The sequence below is a fragment of the Nocardia jinanensis genome (assembly GCF_014645735.1).
GTDB classification, from domain to species: Bacteria; Actinomycetota; Actinomycetes; order Mycobacteriales; family Mycobacteriaceae; genus Nocardia; species Nocardia jinanensis.
The window spans coordinates 36,734-56,115 of record NZ_BMMH01000022.1; the positions used below are offsets into that span (position 1 = coordinate 36,734).

Below are 19,382 nucleotides of genomic sequence, written 5' to 3' on the forward strand. Positions count from 1 at the left end.
CAAGCCCAAAAGGGTATGGGCGTGGCAGGTGCTGGTGACGGTGATCACGGACGAAACCCTCCCTTCTACCCTGGATGGTCCAGCCCAGTGGTCGGGGCCCGCCCCGGTTCTGGAGCGACGAAGCGAAGGAGCGCAGCGACTGAGCGCAGCGACTGAGCGCAGGAGTGAAGAACCGGGGTTAACAGGGCCCCGACCCCGCCCCGCCGCAGGCGGGGCAGATGAACACAGCTACTCTCACCTGGTGTTCGTTGTCGCAATTCTCCTGTTCGTCGTGGCCCTGGTGGCCCTGACGACGGGTTTACTCGGCTTCGTCGGCCGTCTTCCGGGCAACCGCTACATCGGCGTCCACACCGAGGCCGCGCTCCGCGACGAAGCCGCGTTCCGCACCGCCAACCGGGTCGCCGCCCCCACCTCGATCGCCGCCGGTGCGTTGCTGGCCGCGGGTGCGCTGGTGGTTCTGGCCGCCGGAGGTTTCATCGCCGTGGTGGTGACAGTGGTGGTCCTGGCGATCGCGCTGTTCACGCTGGGGGCGGGTGCCAATGCGGGCGCGCGGGCCGCCGAAGCGATCGCGCCGCCGCCGGAGACCGGCGGATGTGGTGGCTCCTGTAGGGGTTGCTCGCTCGAGAGCACCTGTGCACCGGCGGTCTCGCAGTCGGCCTGATCACGCCGGTCAGCCCAGCCAGTCCAGTACCGACGCGGCCGTCCACGACTGCTGCATACTGCCCAGCGGTTCCCCGGTGAATGGTTCGTAGTATTCGGCGAAGCTGCCGTCGCTGGCCTGCCGCAGCGCCTCGGCGCGCAGCATGTACGAGCGTTCCGCCCAACCGCGATGGGCGAACACCCACGAGAACAGCCAGCTCATCACCGGCCACACCGGGCCCCGCCAGTATTCGCGCGGCCGGAAATCCTTCGATACCGGCGAGGTGGAGGGCGGTAGCGCGTAACGCAGATCCGGATGGCCGCAGAAGCGCGGGCCCTCGAACAGGCGCAGCAGGTTGCTCTCGGTGGCCCGGGGCAGGCCGCCGCTGATGAGGGGCGCGAACATCGCCAAGGTCTCGGTGGTGATCCAGCGTTGCAGGCGCGTGTCGTAGTCGCGGGCCGCACCGGTGCGGGCATCGGTGGTGGCGATCACTCCGGCTCGGAACCTCTCGGCCCAGCCGAAGAGCTCCCGGGTATCGGATTTGGCCTGGTGGTACTCCTCGCCGATCTGTCCCAGCACCTCGCAGGCCAGTGCGAAGATCGCGGTCACGAAGACGTCCTCGACCGCGAAGTCCATCGTCGAACTCAACGCGTCGTCGTCGTAGCGGGCGCGGCGCATCTGTTCCACCAGCCACAGGTACCGGTCGTATTCACGGTCGGTGGGCCGCTGGGTGGGGTCGGCGACGACGAGGACGTCCTCGCGCCGGTAGGGCGGCAGATCGCCGGGCCTCACATTCCCGTAGGCCCGGTCCCAGCGCGGGGAGTTGTCCATCCCGGATTCCCAGCCGTGGTAGAGCGTGATGCGGCCGCTGCCCAGTGGGTCGCGGGCGTGGGCCAGCCAGCGATGCCAGCGTACGAGGTCGGCCCAGCGCCGGTTGAGGAACTCCTCGGCCACCGCGCGGGTACTGCGACCGTGGCGGCGCGAATGGTCCAGGATCCGCTGCACCGCGATGGCGTGTACCGGCGGCTGCGTGATCCCGGAGGTGTCCGGACCGTCCGGCGCGTTCGCGGCCAGCAGCCGGCATTCCCAGCGGGCCGGTCCGGGGAAGTAACCATCGACCCCGTTGGCGAAGACGATATGGGGGATCATGCCGTTCTTCCACTGCGCCGAGAGCAGGGTGTCGAGCTCGATCACCGCTCGTTCCACGCTCAGCGGCGCCAGCCCCACCGCCACGAAGGCCGCGTCCCAGCTCCACATATGCGGATACAACCGCGGCGCGGCACTGGTCATGGTTCCCAAATCGTTGCCGCGCAGCAGATAGGCCGCGCGGGCGGCGAGCTGCGTGGGGGTGAAACCTGGGTGCGCCATCTCTACATCTTGCTGGTCGGGACCGGGGGCACGCAGCATCGGTGCGTGCGAACGCAATATCTACCGAATCACGGTTTCGCTCCAGTGTGCGCCATATTTCGCGCGCGCTACACGAACTCGCCGAACCCTCGCATCGCCGCGTGTGACCGCGGCGCGGTGTGGTACGCACTACCCCGGCGAGCCGTCGACCGTTCGGCGGCACACAGTAGCCGGGGGACGAAACGAGGAGTGGGCGATATGCAGCAGGAAGCCGACAGCGCGCGCCGGAAACGGCCGGTGGCACTGATCACCGGCGGCGGGCGCGGGCTCGGCGCGGCCATCGCACGAGAACTCGCCCCCGGCCACCGGCTGCTACTGGGGGCGCGCACCGCAGCCGGTCTCGAATCGATACTGGCCGAACTTCCCGATGCCACCGGTTGGCCGGTGGAGCTCACCGATTACGACGCGGTAGCGGCGGCGGTGCGGCCGATCGAACGGCTGGATGTGCTGGTGCACAATGCCGGTATCGCCGATCTCGGCACGATCGCCGAGTCCTCGGTGCGGCAGTGGCGCGAGACACTGGAGGCCAACCTGATCGCGGTCGCCGAACTGACGCGGCTGCTGTTGCCGGCCCTGCGCGCCGCGAACGGCCATGTAGTACTGATCAATTCGGGTGCGGGGCTGCGCGCCCATGCCGGCTGGGCGTCCTACGCGGCCGGCAAATTCGGTCTGCGGGCGTTCGGCGACGCACTGCGCCTGGAGGAACCCGCACTGCGGGTGACCTCGATCCATCCGGGCCGCATCGATACGGATATGCAGCGCGCGATCGTCGCCGGTGAGGGCCGGGCCTACGATCCGAACCAGTTCCTGCGCCCGGAGACGGTGGCCCGCACGATCCGTACCGCGATCGAGACCCCCGGCGACGCGCATCCGACCGAAATCGTGCTGCGCCCCAGATGAGCATGCATCGGCCCTGGCCGGATCGTCTCGTTGTACGGCCCTGGACCGCCGATCACGCGCGACGCGTCGGCGCATGGCGTTACGGCGGGCCGTGGCGGGTCTACGACCTCGACGAGGTGATGGACAGGACGCCGTCGATCGCGATGCTCGACGAAGACGGCGTGCTCGTCGGGCAATTCCGATGAGAGTGTGGCGGGGGGCGCGAGACCGCGTCCGCCGCCGGAGCCGTGGTGTGCAGCGTGCCCGGTGCGGTCAGTGCTCGTCGTAGTGGCCGTCGTGCGGGGCGTGCCGGTGTCCGTCGTGGATGTAGTCCACATGGTCACCGTGCGGAACGGCGACGTGACCGCAGCCCTCACCGTGCACGTGATCGTGCGCTGCGTGCTCGGTGTGGCCCTGGTTCTCGCATTCGTCGAAGTGCCCCTCGTGGGCGCGGTGCAGGTGTCCGTCATGGACATAGTCGACGTGATCACCGTGCGGAACCGCTACGTGACCGCAGTCCGGTCCGTGCACATGGGTGTGTTCGGTGTGCTGATCATGTGCCGTTGTCATCGGTGCTCCCTCTTTCCTCGACGCGGATGCTTTCTTCGAAACGGTCACCTGGAACTACACACTCGAATACATTACCAAGTGCGCATCAATGCAGGTAGCTACATATGCGCCGGCCCCGATATAGCGGCGATTCATCAGCCGCGCCCCCACCCCTTCCCCACCGTGGCAAACATTGACTGTTACCCGAATCATCCGATCTTTAAACGTGATTCGGGAATTTTTCACGCTGTTTCTATGTCTTTCGAGTACCAACCGCGTAATGTCGGTGTAGTTCGAAACCGCCGGGCGACAGTCTTTATGCCCGGCGGTCTTAGCTGCGCGTCAGTTCTGGCTGGTATCCCACTGGCAATACCGTGATGAAGATCGGACACGAGACCTCATGATGATCCGCAAGATCGTTGCGGCCGTAGTGCCGCTGCTTGCTACCACCACTGTGGGCGCGGCAGTCGTGCACGCAGAACCCGCGACTCCCGAGATCGGCTACCGCGCCGAGCTCATCGGTAACAGGGTGGTCACCACTCTCACCAACGGTACATTCGAGATCGACGGCGAAGCCGTCGAGATCCTGGACAACTCCGGCACCACCGTCGTCTCCCTGCCCCTGGCGGTCCGCGAGGGCGCGACCGAGTACCCGCTTCCGCACGCCGTGCGGGACGAGGGCAGGGTGCTGGAACTGACGGCAATCAAGGATGTGGCGGCGGCCCGGCCCGCGGCGCAGCCGGTGGCCTCGCCGCAGGAGAACTACGCGGCACAGAACAACTTCGCCTCACAGTTCGGCCTCGCCACCGCCATCGGCGGCTTCATCGGGACCGCACTCGGCGCAGTTGTCGGACTGGCCGCCGGTCTGGGGACCGGCGGCGTCTTTGCTCCGGCCACTGTGATCACCGGCGCCGCGATCGGCGGGATCATCGGCACCATAGTCGTGGGCGGGCCGACGCTGATCATCGCCGGCGTCGACCTGGTCAACACCTTGGCCGCCGCTCCCGGAACCACTCAGTGGGCGCCGCGCCAGCAGGTGCAGTCGACGAACTGAGTGCCCACCACGGATCGGGAAACACGGGTCGGTGACCCGATCCGTCGAGCACAGGTAACGGGGCCCGGTCCGCCACTGAACTGCTCCCCGGAAGTCGGAACCGAGTTTCTCGGTCCAACTCTCCGGGGACCAGTTCGGCCCGCGGACCGGGCCCCGTTTCCGCGTCTACTGTCAGGCGATACCGCTGACCGGCTCCGGGTTGATCTCGTCGCGCCAGGCAATGGCGTCGCGTACCTGGGTCAGGTCGTAGTCCGGACCGGTGATCCCGACGGTGAACAGGGTGGCACCACCCTTCAGATAGTCCGGGGCCTTCTCCGTACCCGGCCAGGAGACCGAGCGCTCGATCTTGTCCGTTTCGGTGCCCACCCGGGCGCAGTGCTCCTCGAGCACCTGACTCTTGTGGGTGAAGACGTCCAGTTCACCGAAACTGTGCCAGATATCGGCATATTCGGCCACCAGGCGCAGCGTCTTCTTCTCCCCGCCACCGCCGATGAGGACAGGAATCTCCCGCACCGGCTGCGGATTGAGCTTCGCCAACCGGCCGGTGATCCGCGGCAGGTACTCCTTGAGGAGGTTCAGGCGGCTACCCGCCGTACCGAAGTCGTACCCGTACTCGTCGTAGTCACGTTCGAACCAGCCCGACCCGATGCCGAGGATGAGCCGGCCGCCACTGATCTGGTCGACCGTGCGGGCCATATCGGCGAGCAGGTCCGGGTTGCGGTAGCCGCCGCCGGTGACCAGCGCGCCGATCTCCACCCGCTCGGTCTGCTCGGCGAACGCACCGAGCATGGTCCAGCATTCGAAATGCGCGCCGTCGGGGTCCCCGTACAGCGGATAGAAGTGATCCCAATTGAACACGATGTCCACACCCGCGTCTTCGACCCGCAACACGGCATCGCGGATGAGTCCGTAGTCGGGCGCGTGCTGGGGCTGGAGTTGTACTCCGATCCGAACCGGTCGGCTCATCTTGTTTGACTCCTCGTCGTCGGGTGATCTCCCGGATCCGAGGCTACCGGGGGTAGGCCTCCGCGGCCCGGCGGAAGCGGAGCGTCCGCCACTCATCGCCCGCGGTCGATATCTGCGCGAGTTCCGTTCGGGCATGGATTACATAACAGATGAATACACCCTCTATTCGGTCCTTTTCCGTAGGTAGCATTTCGACCGCGTCTCGTTGTCACGACCTGTTCCCGGTCGGCGATCACGCACAGAAGGAGGCTACGTCCATGCCTGTGTGCACGACTCGCGACAAAGTGAACATCTACTACAAGGACTGGGGAAACGGGCGCCCTGTCGTCTTCATCCACGGCTGGCCGCTGAACGCCGATGCCTGGGAAGATCAGATGAAATGCGTGGCCGATAACGGCTACCGTGGTATCGCCCACGACCGGCGCGGCCACGGGCGTTCGGATCAGCCGTGGAACGGTTACGATTTCGATACGTTCGCCGACGATCTCGACGATCTGCTGACCGCACTCGATATCCACGACGCGACGCTGGTGGCACACAGTATGGGTGGCGGTGAACTCGCCCGATACATCGGCCGGCACGGCACCGCACGGGTGCACTCGGCGGTGCTGCTCTCGGCGATCCCGCCCCTCATGAGCCAGAACGAGAGCAACCCGGAAGGCGTGCCGGACAAGGTTTTCGAAGAGATCAAATCCGGGATCCTGACCGAGCGTTCGCAATTCTGGAAAGACGCTTCCGAGGGATTCTTCGGCGCGAATCGACCGGGCAACAAGGTGACTCAGGGAAATCGCGACGCGTTCTGGCACATGGGAATGCAGGAGAGCATCCAGGCCGGCGTGAAATGCGTCGACGCGTTCGCCTACACCGATTTCACCGAGGATCTGCGGAAATTCGATATCCCCACCCTGATCGTGCACGGTGACGATGACCAGATAGTCCCGATCGATGCCACCGGGCGGAAATCCGCAGCGATCGTGCAGGATTCGACCCTGAAGGTGTACGAGGGCGGTTCGCACGGGATCGCGCTGGTCCCCGGCGACAAAGAGAGGTTCAACGCCGATCTGCTGGAATTCCTCGACCGCTGACAGCAACAGATCACGGACCGCGTTCCATCGGGATTTCCGGGAACGCGGTCCTTCGTGCTGTCCGAGGGGCGATCATTCGTAATTCTCGGCATCGGCGCAGGTCAGCGGATCACCGTTCGACTGAAACGCCGACCCCGCCGGACACCGGGCATTCTCGGCGGGGTTTGTCTACCGTTTCGCTGTACCGCTTCAAACCGAACGATCACGGGAGGTTGGACAGTGGCAAACAGCATTCGGGCCGTAATGGTCGCCGCGATGGCGGCCGCGGCAGTGACCGGACCCGCCGCGGCGAGTGCCCTCGCGGCGCCGGACGCGGAGCCCGGCACCCACTCGAGCTACCGGCCGGGAATCGGTGATCACACCCGCTTGGCCCAGGACGACGATCCAGCGGGTGGGGAGGATACCTCGCGGCCCGGGTTCCCGTCGGACACCGGCGGCGGTCAGCAGTCACAATCAGGCGGCCAGGACAGCGGCCCGTTCCCCGGCGGGGGGATCGGCGAGGGCCGGCAAGCACAATCCGACCCCGGCAGCGTCGACAGCGGACAAACGCAATCCGACTCCGGCAGCGTCGACAGCGGGCAAGCAGAATCCGGGGACCAGAACGGCAGTTCGTACCCAGGGTGGGGTGCGGGCGACAGCGGGCAAGCGCAATCCGGCTCCCCGGACGGCAGCCCACTACCGAACTCCGGCGGCGTAGGCGACAGCCGACAATCACAATCCGGCGGCCAGGACAGCGGCTCGTACCCGGGTGGGGGCAGCGTCGACAGTCAGCAGCCGCAGTCCGGCGGCGTCGACAGTCAGCAATCACAATCCGGGTCCGTGGACGGCCGGCAGTCCGATTCCGGCGGCGTCGACAGTCAGCAGTCACGATCCGGATCCTTCGGCGACAGTCAGCAGTCGAGTCAGGGGTCTGATTCGAGTGGGTCGGTGAACTCGCCCTACGAGATGGAAGAACGCCGCTAGATCTCCTCTGGGCGGTGGTCGAGGGCGCCCAGCGGTAGGTATCGGCCAAAGCGAATACCGAAGAGCCCCGCGGATCTTGCTTTGGATTCCGCGGGGCTCTTCCGCTGCCCCGGCCCCGGCGGAGAGCGACGGTTCGCGACCGCTACCGGACCGGGCGGACGACCGGGACAGATCAGCCCCGGACGAGCGACATGAGGTTGTCCAGTGATCGGGCCGAGGGCAGTCCGAGCGCCCGCTCGGCGACCGTGGCCGCCTGCACCTCGGACAACCGGCCCTCCACGTTCAGGTCGAACTTCCGGGTGAGTTCGTCATCGGAGAGCGGGTTCGCCGGGCCACCGCGATTGTGGTCGACGCGCGCCTCGTGCCATTGCCCGTCGCGGGTCCGCACCCGCAGCACGGCCGGGAACTGGTGCGGGTAGATCTCGTCGCATCGGTCGTCGCCATGGCTGACCACGAGTGCGGCCAGTTCGAGCGTGCGTGGGTCGCGGGCGGCTTCGTCGGTGAAATCGGCGTGTCCCACACCCAGCCCGGAACCGCCGAGCAGTGCCCGCGCCACCGTGAACGGACCCGAGAAGGCCGCGTGGTAGCCGGATTCCGGAGCCGCCTTGGCAGCGGGCGGTTCGGCGATGGTGCGCAACACCGGTTTCGGCACACCGAGCACGATTTCCACGATCTGGTCCGGATCGAGACCGCCGCTGCGCAACGCGCGGGCCGCATCGATACCGGCGTGGGTGAAGTGGTTGCACGGATAGGGCTTGAAGAAGATACCCGGGAGTTCCCAGTGATCGCCGAGCCGATCGACGACCTTGGCCGTATCGGCGCGGTCACCACAGAACGCGTGCAGGAAGCCGAAGCGGCCCTCGATCACCGTGGGCGGTCCGGTCAGCCCGTGCCGGGCGAATTCCGCGGCGGTGACGCCCGAATGCGCGGCCCAGCCGCAGTGCGCCCGTTTGACCGTCCCGCCGGTGCGGTTGGCTTCCAGCAGACCGGCGCCGAAACTGGCGGCGATGCCCATCGCGTCGGCGATGCCCTCGGCGTCGAGGCCGTACAACATCGCGGCCGCGGCGGCCGACCCGACGGCACCGCAGATGGAGGTCGCGTGCTGACCACGTTCGAAGAATTCGGAGTTGCCCAGTTCTTCGTCGTAGCCGCCCATTCCGAGGCGTACCGCGATCTCGATACCCACACCCGCCGCGTCGAGGACCACTGCGCCCGTCGCGCCGGTGGCCTCGCCGACCGCGAGAGCCGCGGGGACCACCGAGGCGGACGGGTGCAGTACCGACGGCAGATGGGTGTCGTCGGAATCCATCGAATGCGCGAGGGTGCCGTTCACCAGCGCCGCGGTGGCGGCGGGGAAACGCTCGCCGGTGCCGAAACCGGTCGCCGCGGCGGCACCCGCCCAGCCACGGGCCACGGCCGTGACGGCCTGCGCCGAGGGCTGTCCTCGCGCGGCAAGGGAATTACCGAGCACATCCAGAACGCGCCGGGCCACATCTTTACGGAGTTCGTCGGAGAGCCCGGCGGTGCGGGTGTTCGCCGCGAGCGCGGCGAGCCGGCCGACAACGGTACCGGTGAAATCGTGACGGGCGGCGATCGCCTCCGAGCCCGACCCGCTCACGCTGTGTGGTTCGGGCGTGCGCGAGGGCCCTGCGTGGTCACGCTTCGCTACCGCCTCCGGGCCCGACTCGCTCACGCCGGCACCACCGCGACGGGGCGAACCGGCGAACCGGTGCCTCCGGTGATGCGCAGCGGCGCCATCACGAAGGTGAACTCGGTGAGACCGCGAGCGCTCGCATCCTCGAGATTCAGATGCTCGATGATGTGGATCCCGTTCTCCACCAGCAGCACCCGGTGCACCGGCAGGACACTGTGCCCCTTGCCCGGTGGAATATGTTCGAAGGCGGTCGTATCCGCGCCCGCGGCCACGATCCCGGCGTCGGCGAGCCATTGCGCCGCGCTCACGTCGGCGCCCGGTACCCCGTCCTGCTGCCCGAGGTAACGCTGGGCGTCGTCGAAATACCGGGCCCAGCCGGTGCGGATGAGTACGACGTCCCCACGCCGCGGCGTCACGCCGGCGGCATCGGCGGCATCGCGCAGATCCTGTTCGGTGACGGCCTGGCCGGCGTCGAGGGTTTCGACACCGCGCACCCGCGGCACGTCCAGGAGCAACCCGCGCCGCAGCATGAAGGGAATGTTCTCGGCACCCAGTTCGGAGAACCGCCCGCCCCGCTGCGCTTCCTCGGCGTCGATATCGCCGTGCAGTTTGCCGCAGTGACTGACATGGGAGAGGGCATCGACATGAGTACCGACGTGCCCACCGGTCACGATGATCTCGTTGGACGCCGAACCACCGTCCGGGCGGACCATATCGCCGTGCCGGCGGATCAGGGTCATCCGGAACCCGGGATGGTTGGGTGAGCAGGGCATCCCGGTCGTGTACGGGTGCCCGAGTTCGACGGTATCGACATCGCTGCTGGTCACCGCGTGCAGCAGCGCGTCGGGTGCGGTGGTCACGGTTTGTTCGGTCATGCTCTCACTCCTCGTACTGCGGTGGCCTCGGCCCGGTCGAGAACCACGCGGGCGTTCGCGACGACCGCGGGATCGATGAATCTGCCGTTCTCGTCGAGAACCGCGGATTCACCCGCCGCCTGCGACGCGGCCGCGCACTCCACGATCCGCCGGGCTCGGCTCTGTTCCTCCGGCGACGGCGTATAGGCCTGGTTGACGATGCCGATCTGATTGGGATGTATGACGGAACGCCCGAAGAAACCCTGGGTGCGGCCGGTGCGCGACGAATCCGCCAGACCCCCCGGATCGTCGACCGCGGTCCAGACGCTCTGCACCGGTGAAGTCAGTCCGGCGGCGCGTGCCGCGGTGACGATCCAGCCCCGTGCCCATGCCAGGCCGTCGCCCTCGGTGCGCATATCGGCGGCCAGATCCGCTTCCCCCAGTGCGATTCCGGTGACCCGCGGGTGGCATTTCGCGATCGCGGGCGCCGCGAGCAGGCCCGCGGCCGATTCGATGATGGCGTGCACCTGGCAGGTGAGCCGATCTGTCGTGGCCGCCACGGATTCGGGTGTCTCGGCCTTCGGCAGCCGCACACCCGCGGGCGGGGCCGGCGTTCCGGCCAGTTCGGTGAGTTCGTTGTCCAGCCAGGCGGATCCGATGGCATTGAGCCGCAACCAGATCCGTCGTTGTGTCGGTGCAGCGCGCAGGGCCGCGAGGGCATTGGTCAACGCACGATCCTTCGCGTGGACCGGTACCGCGTCCTCCAGATCGATCACCACGGCGTCGGCGGCGCTGTCGATCGCCTTGCCGATCCGGTCGTCACGATGTCCGGGTACGTAGAGCCAGCTGCGCGGTGTCATTTCGCCTCCGCCGCAACAGCCTCCGGAGCCCGGTGGCCCAGCGCGCGCGAAACCCGCTGCGCCGCTTCTACCAGCGCGCTCTCGTAGCGGTCGCAGGCTTCCTCGGTCATTCGGTAGCTCGGTCCGCAGACCGAGACCGACCCGATCACCGCGCCGTCGGCCCCGAACACCGGCGCGGCTATCGACCCCGCGCCCTCTTGGCGTTCGCCGGTCGACCGGCACACTCCGCGCTCGCGCGCCGCGCGCAGCGTTTCGCGCAGCGATTCCGGGTCGATGATCGTGGTGGAGGTCAGCCGGGGCAGCGGTCGCGACAGCAGATCGTCCTGTTCCGCCTCGGAGAGGTGGGCCAGGATGATGCGGCCCGACGACCCGCTGTGCAGGTCGAACCGGCGACCCAGCTCGACGGTCATCTTGATTTCCTGGGTACTCTCGACCTGGTCGAGGTAGACGCGACCCCCGGGCAGCCGCCCGGTGACGGTCGCCGTCTCGCCCGTGGCGCGCTGTAGGTCGACCAGGGCCTCGCGGGCCATCCGCCGCAGCGGGGACACGTCCAGTGCGCGTGCGCCCAACGTCGCCGCCGCCGGTCCGAGCAGGTACCGGCGGGTCGAGGGCTCGTACAGCAGCAGACCGCATTCGACGAAGGTGGTCAGGATGCGGTGGGCGACCGCCTTCGACATACCGGTCGAGCGGGCGATCTCCGAGACGCCGAGCGCGCTCGACCGGCGGCCGAACTCGAGCAGCACATCCGCTGCTCGCGCGGCAGACGTGGTGCCTCCACTGGAGGACTCCATCGTTGCTCCGTTTCTGCGGGGTCTTTTCGTTGTTCCGACAGCGACGCTACCGCCGTGACCGTCATACATCTGAACAAAGTTGTACCGCTAAGCGAAACGAATGTCCAGGCCGCTGGATCGGCTCATACTCGAGTTTCTGCGGCGTTAATCCTTTCTACAGGCACTTGTGCCCGGATTGTCAAACGTGCATAGTGCAGGGGACCACATTCTTGCGTTCCGCTGAGCGGAACATGATAGGAGGAAGCGTGGACGGTCCGGATTTCGATCTCGTCGTCGCCGGTGCGGGTGGCGGGCTCGTCGCCGCGCTGCGCGCCGCCGAGCTCGGCGCGCACGTGCTCGTGGTCGATGCCGACGAGTACTTCCAGCGCGGTAACAACACCTCGATGTGCACCGCGATGATCCCGGCCGCCGGTACCCGCTGGCAGCGGGCCGCGGGCGTCGAGGACAGCCCGGACCGGTTCCTCGCCGATATCGACCGCAAGACCGGCGGTACGGCCGATCACCGCCTGGCCCGCGCCCTGGCCGAATCGAGCGGGCGGCTGGTCACCTGGCTGGCCGACGCCCAGGAACTCGACCTCGAACTGGTCACCGATTTCCGCTATCCCGGCCACAGCGCCGACCGCTGCCACACCATCCCCGGACGCCACGGCTCCCGGCTGCTGCGCCACCTCGTCGAGCGCGCTCGGGCACATCCCGGGATCGAACTCATCGCCCCGATGACCCTGCGGGAAGCGCACACCACCGGCGGCCGGATCAGCGGGGTCGAGATCGCCACCCCGGACGGAAACGCCGAACACCTGACCACACCCGCCGTACTGCTCGCGACCAACGGGTTCGGCGCCGACAGCGACCTGGTCCGCCGGTGGATCCCGGAGATCGCCGACGCCCACTACCACGGCGGCCGGTTCAGCCGGGGCGACGCACTGCGGATCGGCCGGGGCCTGGGCGCCGATACCGGCTACCTCGACGCCTACCAGGGTCACGCGGCGCTTTCCTCGCGCAGCCAGACCCTCATCGGCTGGGCCACCGTCGTCCACGGCGGCGTCATCGTGAACAGCGAGGGCCGCCGGTTCGCACCCGAGACCACCGGCTATTCGGAGTTCGCGGCCATCCTCGCCGCACAGCCCGGTGGTACCGGCTGGATCGTCATCGACGAGCACATCGAAGCGCTGTGCTCGGTGTTCGACGATTTCCGCACGGTCGCCGAGAGCGGATCGCTGGTCCGCGCGACGACCGCCGCCGAGCTCGCCGAACGGATCGGCGTACCGGCCGAGACGCTGGACGACGAGCTCGCCGCCGCCGGACGCGCCGCGACCGGCGCCGAACCGGACCGGCAGGGACGCACCGACGACCGCCACGCGGTCACCGCGCCCTACATCGCCATCGCCGTCACCCCCGCCCTGTTCCACACCCAGGGCGGGCTGGTCGTCGACGAGCACGCGCGAGTGCTGGCCGGTGGTTCTCCGGTTCCCGGCCTCTACGCCTCGGGCGGCGCGGCCATCGGTATCTCCGGTCACGGGGCCGGCGGCTACCTCGCCGGTAACGGCCTCATCACCGCGCTCGGGCTGGCCTATCTCGCCGCCGAGCACGTGACGAGCCCGGTCACCGCCTGACCACAGATTTCACATATCGGATATTCGCCAGGAGAAGAAATGACCTCGTACCTGATCAAGAACGGCACCGTGGTGCGCACCGACAACGCGGCCCCCGAGGAGGGCGAGGCCGCGGATATCCTGATCGTCGACGGCAAGATCGCGGCCATCGGCGCGAACCTGCAGTCCGCGGATGCCGAGATCGTCGACGCGTCCGGCAAGCTGATCTTCCCCGGTGTGGTGGACGCCCATCAGCACTGGGGCATCTACAACCCCCTGGCCGAGGACACGCAGACCGAATCCCGCGCGAGCGCGCAGGGCGGTGTCACCACCGCGCTGACCTATATGCGGACCGGGCAGTATTACCTGAACAAGGGCGGCTCCTACGCCGATTTCTTCCCCGAGGTCCTCGATGCCTCCGCCGGGCGCAGCTATATCGACTACGCGTTCCACCTGGCACCGATGTCCAAGGAACATATCGGCGAGATCCCGGACCTGGCCTCCGATCAGGGCGTGACCTCGTTCAAGATCTTCATGTTCTACGGCAGCCACGGCCTGCACGGTCGTTCCACCTCGCAGAGCGATTTCCTCATGATCCCCGAGGACGAACGCTACGACATCGCCCATTTCGAGTTCGTGATGCGCGGGGTGCAGCAGGCCCGTGAGCAATTCCCCGAGCTCGCCGAGCACATCTCGCTATCGCTGCACTGCGAGACCGCCGAGATCATGAGCGCCTACACCAAGATCGTCGAGCAGGAAGGGAAGCTCAGCGGCCTCGCCGCCTACAGCGCCTCCCGCCCGCAGCACTCCGAGGGCCTCGCCGTGACCATCGCGTCCTTCCTCGCCGACGAGACCGGGCTGCCGAATATCAACTTGCTGCACCTGAGTTCGGCCAAAGCGTTGAAGGCCGCCATGAAGATGGCCGAGGCGTTCCCGCATGTGAACTTCCGCCGCGAGGTCACCATCGGGCACCTGTTGACCGATATCGACAACGCGAACGGCCTGGGCGCCAAGGTGAATCCACCGATCCGCCCGCGTGAGGATGTCGAGGCGCTGTGGGAGCACCTGCTCGCCGGCAATATCGACTGGGTCGTCTCCGACCACGCCTGCTGCAAGGACGAGGTGAAGTTCGGCGCGGACCGCGACGACGTGTTCGCCGCCAAGTCCGGTTTCGGCGGTACCGAATACCTGCTGCCCGGCCTGGTGACCGAGGGCCGTAAGCGCGGGCTGTCGCTGCGCCGGATCGCCCAGCTCATCGCGTCCAACCCGGCCGACCGCTACGGCCTGCCCGGCAAGGGCCGTCTCGTGGAGGGCGTCGACGCCGATATCGCGATCGTCGACCCGAACCGCACCTGGACCGTACGGGCCACGGAATCCGAATCCACCCAGGAGTACACGCCGTTCGAGGGCTTCGAGCTGACCGCCGCGGTCACCGACACCTTCGTGCGCGGTAACCGGGTGCTGGCCGACGGCGTCGTCACCGGCGCGCCCGAGGGCCGCTACATCTCGCGTCCGTACTGAGGAGCCCGGTGTCGAACGACGAGAAACAGCCGACCGGACCGCTGCGCGGAATCAAGGTCCTGGACGCTTCCACCATTCTGGCCGGACCGCTGACCGCGCAGATCCTGGGCGATTTCGGCGCCGAGGTCATCAAGATCGAGCACCCGCAGAAACCGGACGGGATGCGCGGCCACGGCCTCGACAAGGACGGGATTCCACTGTGGTGGAAGATGGTCGCCCGCAACAAGCAGACGGTCACCTTGAACCTCAGTACCGCCGACGGTCAGCAGATCTTCCGGGATCTGGCCGCCGAGGCGGATGTGGTGATCGAGAACTTCCGGCCGGGCACCTTCGAACGCTGGGGTATGTCCTACGCGGAGCTGTCGGACCGTAACCCGGGGCTGATCATGCTGCGCGTCACCGGTTTCGGTCAGCACGGCCCCTACGCGAAACGTCCCGCGTTCGGCACGCTCGTCGAATCGATGAGCGGGTTCGCCTACCTCACCGGTCAGCCCGACGGGCCGCCCACCCTGCCCGCCTTCGGGCTCGCGGACTCCATCGCCGGTGTCGCCGGTTCCTCGGCGATCTCGATGGCGCTGTTCGAACGCGAACGCAACGGCGGAACCGGGCAGGAGGTCGATCTCGACCTGCTCACCCCGATCATGACCGCGGTCGGCCCCGGGGTGATCTACGCCGATCAACTCGGGATCGACCAGGAACGGACCGGCAACCGGTCGCAGAACAACGCGCCCCGGAACCTGTACCGCACCAAGGACGACCACTGGGTCGCGATCTCCACCAGCGCCCAGGCCATCGCCGAACGGGTGATGCAGTTGGTGGGACATCCCGAGGTGATCGACGAGCCATGGTTCGCGACCGGGCGCACTCGCGCCCAGCACGCGGACCTGCTCGACACATACGTCGGCGACTGGATCGCCGAACGAACTCGTGACGAGGTCACGAGCGCTTTCGAAGAAGCCGGCGCGGCCGTCGCGCCGGTCTACCGCCCGAGCGACCTGCTCACCGATCCGCAGGTCGTCGCCACCGACATGGTCACCACCGTCGAGGACAGCGAGCTCGGCCCCATGCGCATGCAGAACGTGATGTGGCGCATGACCCGATCGCCCGGCGCGATCCGGCACACCGGACGACCCGCCGGTGCCGACACCGACAAGGTCCTCACCCACCTCGGGCGCAGCCCCGAGGCCATCGACGACCTGCGGGCACGCGGGGTCATCTGACCCGCGGCAGCTTTATCCGAGGAGTTCGCAATGAAATCGCGTTGGTGGACAATCGCCATCATCTTGGGCCTGGTGGTGGTGAATTATGTCGATCGCAGCGCCATCTCGTTCGCAGCCAGCCATCTGCGGGACGAGTTCGGCATCACGACCGGCCAGTACGGCCTCATCAGTTCCGCATTCTCGATCGGCTATATGTTGTTCGCCCTGCTATCGGGGCCGCTGGTCGACCGTTACGGTTCGCGTCGCGTCCTCATCGTGGGGATGTTCATCTGGGCCGCGGCCACCGCGCTGACCCCGTTCGCGGGCGGGTTCATCGGTCTCATCCTGCTACGTATTCTCCTCGGAGCCGGTGAAGCGCCCTGTTTCCCGGCCGCGACGCGGATCGCCAGCCGGTGGCTGCCGGTGCACGAACGCGGTAAGGCGCTCGCCCTCATCGGCGGCGTCGCCGTCTCCGGCAGCCTCCTGATCGGCGGGCCGATCCTCACCCAGTTGATCGAACTGGTCAGCTGGAAGGGCATGTTCTATGTGCTCGCGATCGCCGGAATCGTCTGGGTGATCGTGGCATATCCGTTCCTGAGGAACTCCCCGAGCGAGGCGTCCTTCGTCTCGGAGAAGGAACTGGCCTACATCAAGTCGGGCCAGGCCGAGGGCGAGGACAGCGGCCACGAGTCGAAGGTCGACTGGGGCGAGATCCTGCGCAACCGCAATCTGTGGCTCGTCGGACTCGGCTACTTCGCCTGGGGATTCATGTTCTGGGCCTTCATGTACTGGCTCCCCCAGTACCTGGAACACGAATTCGGGCTCTCCATCAAGCAGGTCGGTGGATTCTCGGTGGCGCCGTGGGCGGCCGGTGTAGTCGGCGCGCTCGCCGGCGGCATCCTGGTGGACCGCGTGTACAAGCGCACCGAGAGCATCCGGTCGCGGTTCCTCATCATCGGTGTGGCGCTATTGCTCGCCGGTGCCTCGATCGCTCCGATCCTGTTCTTCCCCGGCAACCTCACCATCGCCCTGATCTGTATCTCCGCGGGCGTCGGCTTCGGTTTCATCACCGGCGGGATCTGGTGGGTGGCCTCGATCGACGCCGCCCCGACCCAGCCCGGTACAGCCGCCGGTTTCGCCGACGCGTGCTTCGCCCTATCCGGGATCGTGGCCCCGTCGGTGATGGGCTTCATCGTCTCCGAGACCGGCACCTACGACGGCGGCTTCATCGTCATGTCGGTCCTGTGCCTGATCGGCTCGGCGGCGATGTTGTTCTTCACCAAGGAACCGGAACGTCCGGCGGGCGCGCAGCTACGTCCGGAAGAACCCGAAGGCGAGCTCACCACCACGAGCTAGCGACCACCGGAGTCATCCGGCATCGCTGCGACGCACCGCGTGACCCGATGAGGGTGTTACGCGGTGCGTTTCGCGTGCGAGGATGCCGACGACGGCCCTGGTCCGGAAACTCTTCCGACCAATGGCGTCGTGCTCCGGTCAGCGCGAGAGGCTTCCGGAAGCCCGGCAGCGCCGTACCCGGCGGCGACGCTGCGGCCGAAATCCGCGGGTACCGGATCTAACGCAGACCGTGGCGGTCGGTCCAGGTGGAAACGGCCGCGGCGATCTCGGCGGGACGGTCCTCCGGTGTGTGGTGCCCGGCCGGGAGGTCGTAGCGCTCGACCTCCAGGGCGGCGATATGGTCCGCGCACCATTCGAGCAGGGCGGGGCCCATCATCACACCGGGTCCGGGCGCGAATTCGATCAGCAACTTCGCGACGTCGTCACTTTTCGCGAGCCACGCTCCGTACGCCTCGACACGGGCCACGACATCGGCGGGCTCACCACCCAGGGGCATGGCGCGTGGCCACTGGAGCAGCGGCCGGCGGCTCTCCCTTGTCGGGAAGGGCCGTAGGTATTCCTCCAGATCCGCGGGGTCCAGGGTGCCGGCGACGGTCCCGGGGAGACCCTGGGCGATCATGAGATCGTCGTCGAGGATCATCGACTCTCCCACCCCCTCCGTCTTGATGGCCCGGAACAGTTCCCGCCCACCTTCGGGAAACTCCTCCCAGGTCATCGGTTTGACGATGGTCTCGGTGAAGGCGATGCCGCGGACCCGGCCGGGGTGGCGGGCCGCGAAATCGAAGGCCAGTGCGCCACCCCAGTCGTGGCCGACCAGGACTGCGCCGTCGAGCCCGAGCGCGTCGAACCAGGCGTCCAGATACCGGGCGTGATCGTCGAAGGTGTAGGCGATACCGGGTTTGCCGGACGCACCCATGCCGATGAGGTCCGGGGCGAGTAACCGGCCCCGGCCGACCACCGGGACGACATTGCGCCACAGGTGCGATGAGGTGGGGTTGCCGTGCAGGAAGACGATCGGAGTACCGGATCCACGCTCGTGGTGGAAGATCGTCGAATCGAGGACCGGGGTGACCGGCATGGAATCTCCAGAGGTTCAGCGAAGGGCGCGAACGCCCTGGTCGGATCAGCGGAAGGCGCCGGCATTACGGGCGGCCCAGTCCGCGAAAGGGCGCGGCGCGCGACCCAGGACTCGTTCGACGTCGGGGCTCACCCGGCGCTCGGCGGGTAGCGGGTCACCGAGGATGGCGAGAGTGCCGTCCACCACCGGCTCGGGCATGAAGGTGAGCATCTGTTCGCGTGCCTGTTCACGCGTCTGTTCGAGGAAACGGACCGGCGCACCGATCGCGCGGCCGATGGCCGCGGCTCGCTCGCGCGGGGTGGTGAGGGCGGGACCGGTGAGCCCGTACACGGCACCGGCGTGGCCGGGCAGCGTCAGTGCCGCGGCGGCGACCTCGGCGACGTCCGCCGGATCGACCATCGGCAGGCCCACGTCGCCGAACGGAGCGGCAACCACCCGATCGATGCGAATCGGCTCGGCCCAAGCGAAGGCATTGGAATCCAGGCCGCCGCAGCGCAGCACGGTCCAGTCCGTACCCGAGCCGTGCAGCGCGGCTTCGAAATCCGCGGGGTGCCGATAGGCGCCGGGACGGGTCGCGACGCCCAGGGAGGAGACGAGGACGACCCGTTGGACGCCGCCGGCCTTCGCGGCGGAGAGGATGCCCTGCGGATCCTCCCCGGCCACGAGCAGCAGCAGCGCGTCGGCGCCCTCGAACGCGGGACGCAGGCTTGCGGGATCGGCGAGATCGGCCCGGATGTGCGGCACACCGGCGGGAAGGTCCTGTGTCCCGCCGCGCGAGACAGCACGCACTTCCTCGCCCGCCGCGGCGAGTACACGGACCAGTTCGCGGCCGACGTTCCCGGTGGCACCGGTGACTACGATCATCGAGACTCCTATTTCAGTAAGTCAGCTAACTAAGTAGCGAGACGGACCGTAGCACGGCTCCACGATCTTC

General features: G+C 67.6%; 19 protein-coding genes. 10 read left to right on the forward strand and 9 right to left on the reverse strand.

Annotated elements, in window-relative coordinates; translation table 11 throughout:
* The first annotated feature begins 241 nt into the window (after positions 1-241).
* Positions 242-661, forward strand: coding sequence for an SdpI family protein (locus tag IEY68_RS30355; protein ID WP_063000052.1), 420 nt, complete (start codon positions 242-244; stop codon positions 659-661).
* Positions 662-670: 9 nt separating this feature from the next.
* Here the strand turns inward: IEY68_RS30355 and ggh are convergent, their stop codons facing one another.
* Entirely contained in the window at positions 671-2,008 is a 1,338-nt protein-coding gene (gene ggh, locus IEY68_RS30360) for a glucosylglycerate hydrolase (protein WP_063000054.1), read from the reverse strand.
* A 237-nt stretch (positions 2,009-2,245) separates the two neighbouring features.
* Here ggh and IEY68_RS30365 point away from each other — a divergent pair, with 237 nt between their 5' ends.
* A complete protein-coding gene (locus IEY68_RS30365; RefSeq protein ID WP_063000055.1) occupies positions 2,246-2,947 on the forward strand; it encodes an SDR family oxidoreductase in 702 nt (233 codons plus the stop codon).
* Positions 2,944-3,132, forward strand: a complete 189-nt coding sequence (locus IEY68_RS30370) for a hypothetical protein (RefSeq protein ID WP_189094567.1) — start codon at positions 2,944-2,946, stop codon at positions 3,130-3,132. Before IEY68_RS30365 ends, IEY68_RS30370 begins: the two co-directional genes overlap by 4 nt.
* A gap of 67 nt (positions 3,133-3,199) precedes the next feature.
* On the opposite strand, the gene IEY68_RS30375 is transcribed toward IEY68_RS30370, so the two are convergent.
* Positions 3,200-3,496, reverse strand: a complete 297-nt coding sequence (locus IEY68_RS30375) for a hypothetical protein (RefSeq protein ID WP_063000011.1) — start codon at positions 3,494-3,496, stop codon at positions 3,200-3,202.
* A 379-nt stretch (positions 3,497-3,875) separates the two neighbouring features.
* Between IEY68_RS30375 and IEY68_RS30380 the strand changes: the two genes are divergently transcribed.
* Positions 3,876-4,529, forward strand: a complete 654-nt coding sequence (locus IEY68_RS30380) for a DUF8020 domain-containing protein (protein ID WP_063000013.1) — start codon at positions 3,876-3,878, stop codon at positions 4,527-4,529.
* Positions 4,530-4,700: 171 nt separating this feature from the next.
* On the opposite strand, the gene IEY68_RS30385 is transcribed toward IEY68_RS30380, so the two are convergent.
* Positions 4,701-5,495, reverse strand: coding sequence for an LLM class F420-dependent oxidoreductase (locus tag IEY68_RS30385; RefSeq protein WP_063000015.1), 795 nt, complete (start codon positions 5,493-5,495; stop codon positions 4,701-4,703).
* A 257-nt stretch (positions 5,496-5,752) separates the two neighbouring features.
* Here IEY68_RS30385 and IEY68_RS30390 point away from each other — a divergent pair, with 257 nt between their 5' ends.
* Positions 5,753-6,580, forward strand: a complete 828-nt coding sequence (locus IEY68_RS30390) for an alpha/beta fold hydrolase (protein ID WP_063000017.1) — start codon at positions 5,753-5,755, stop codon at positions 6,578-6,580.
* A 219-nt stretch (positions 6,581-6,799) separates the two neighbouring features.
* On the forward strand, positions 6,800-7,543 hold the full coding sequence (locus IEY68_RS30395; RefSeq protein WP_189094568.1) for a hypothetical protein: 744 nt from the start codon (positions 6,800-6,802) through the stop codon (positions 7,541-7,543).
* Positions 7,544-7,715: 172 nt separating this feature from the next.
* Here the strand turns inward: IEY68_RS30395 and IEY68_RS30400 are convergent, their stop codons facing one another.
* The 4 genes from IEY68_RS30400 to IEY68_RS30415 are packed head-to-tail and all read right to left on the reverse strand — an operon-like array spanning position 7,716 to position 11,702.
* Positions 7,716-9,236, reverse strand: a complete 1,521-nt coding sequence (locus tag IEY68_RS30400; RefSeq protein ID WP_229719131.1) for an MmgE/PrpD family protein — start codon at positions 9,234-9,236, stop codon at positions 7,716-7,718.
* Complete coding sequence (locus IEY68_RS30405) at positions 9,233-10,072, reverse strand: cyclase family protein (protein ID WP_189094569.1); 840 nt, start codon at positions 10,070-10,072, stop codon at positions 9,233-9,235. The genes IEY68_RS30400 and IEY68_RS30405 overlap by 4 nt, the downstream gene beginning before the upstream one ends.
* On the reverse strand, positions 10,069-10,911 hold the full coding sequence (locus IEY68_RS30410; protein ID WP_063000021.1) for an HpcH/HpaI aldolase/citrate lyase family protein: 843 nt from the start codon (positions 10,909-10,911) through the stop codon (positions 10,069-10,071). The genes IEY68_RS30405 and IEY68_RS30410 overlap by 4 nt, the downstream gene beginning before the upstream one ends.
* Complete coding sequence (locus tag IEY68_RS30415) at positions 10,908-11,702, reverse strand: IclR family transcriptional regulator (RefSeq protein WP_063000024.1); 795 nt, start codon at positions 11,700-11,702, stop codon at positions 10,908-10,910. The genes IEY68_RS30410 and IEY68_RS30415 overlap by 4 nt, the downstream gene beginning before the upstream one ends.
* 245 nt (positions 11,703-11,947) lie before the next feature.
* Between IEY68_RS30415 and IEY68_RS30420 the strand changes: the two genes are divergently transcribed.
* From IEY68_RS30420 to IEY68_RS30435, 4 genes are read left to right on the forward strand one after another with little or no spacing between them, the layout of a single operon-like run.
* The gene (locus tag IEY68_RS30420; protein ID WP_229719132.1) at positions 11,948-13,315 is read left to right on the forward strand and encodes an FAD-dependent oxidoreductase; all 1,368 of its coding nucleotides are present in this window, start codon (positions 11,948-11,950) and stop codon (positions 13,313-13,315) included.
* Between the two features lie 39 nt (positions 13,316-13,354).
* Positions 13,355-14,815, forward strand: a complete 1,461-nt coding sequence (locus IEY68_RS30425; RefSeq protein WP_063000028.1) for a dihydroorotase — start codon at positions 13,355-13,357, stop codon at positions 14,813-14,815.
* An 8-nt stretch (positions 14,816-14,823) separates the two neighbouring features.
* Positions 14,824-16,035: a CaiB/BaiF CoA transferase family protein gene (locus IEY68_RS30430; RefSeq protein WP_063000030.1), complete on the forward strand. Its 1,212-nt coding sequence runs from the start codon at positions 14,824-14,826 to the stop codon at positions 16,033-16,035.
* A gap of 30 nt (positions 16,036-16,065) precedes the next feature.
* Entirely contained in the window at positions 16,066-17,370 is a 1,305-nt protein-coding gene (locus IEY68_RS30435; protein WP_063000032.1) for an MFS transporter, read from the forward strand.
* 217 nt (positions 17,371-17,587) lie between these two features.
* On the opposite strand, the gene IEY68_RS30440 is transcribed toward IEY68_RS30435, so the two are convergent.
* Together IEY68_RS30440 and IEY68_RS30445 are read right to left on the reverse strand one after the other, a co-directional pair.
* Positions 17,588-18,448, reverse strand: a complete 861-nt coding sequence (locus tag IEY68_RS30440) for a haloalkane dehalogenase (protein ID WP_063000035.1) — start codon at positions 18,446-18,448, stop codon at positions 17,588-17,590.
* Positions 18,449-18,493: 45 nt separating this feature from the next.
* Positions 18,494-19,312 (reverse strand): SDR family oxidoreductase, encoded by an 819-nt coding sequence (locus IEY68_RS30445; protein WP_063000037.1) that lies wholly within the window; start codon positions 19,310-19,312, stop codon positions 18,494-18,496.
* Positions 19,313-19,382 lie beyond the last annotated feature (70 nt).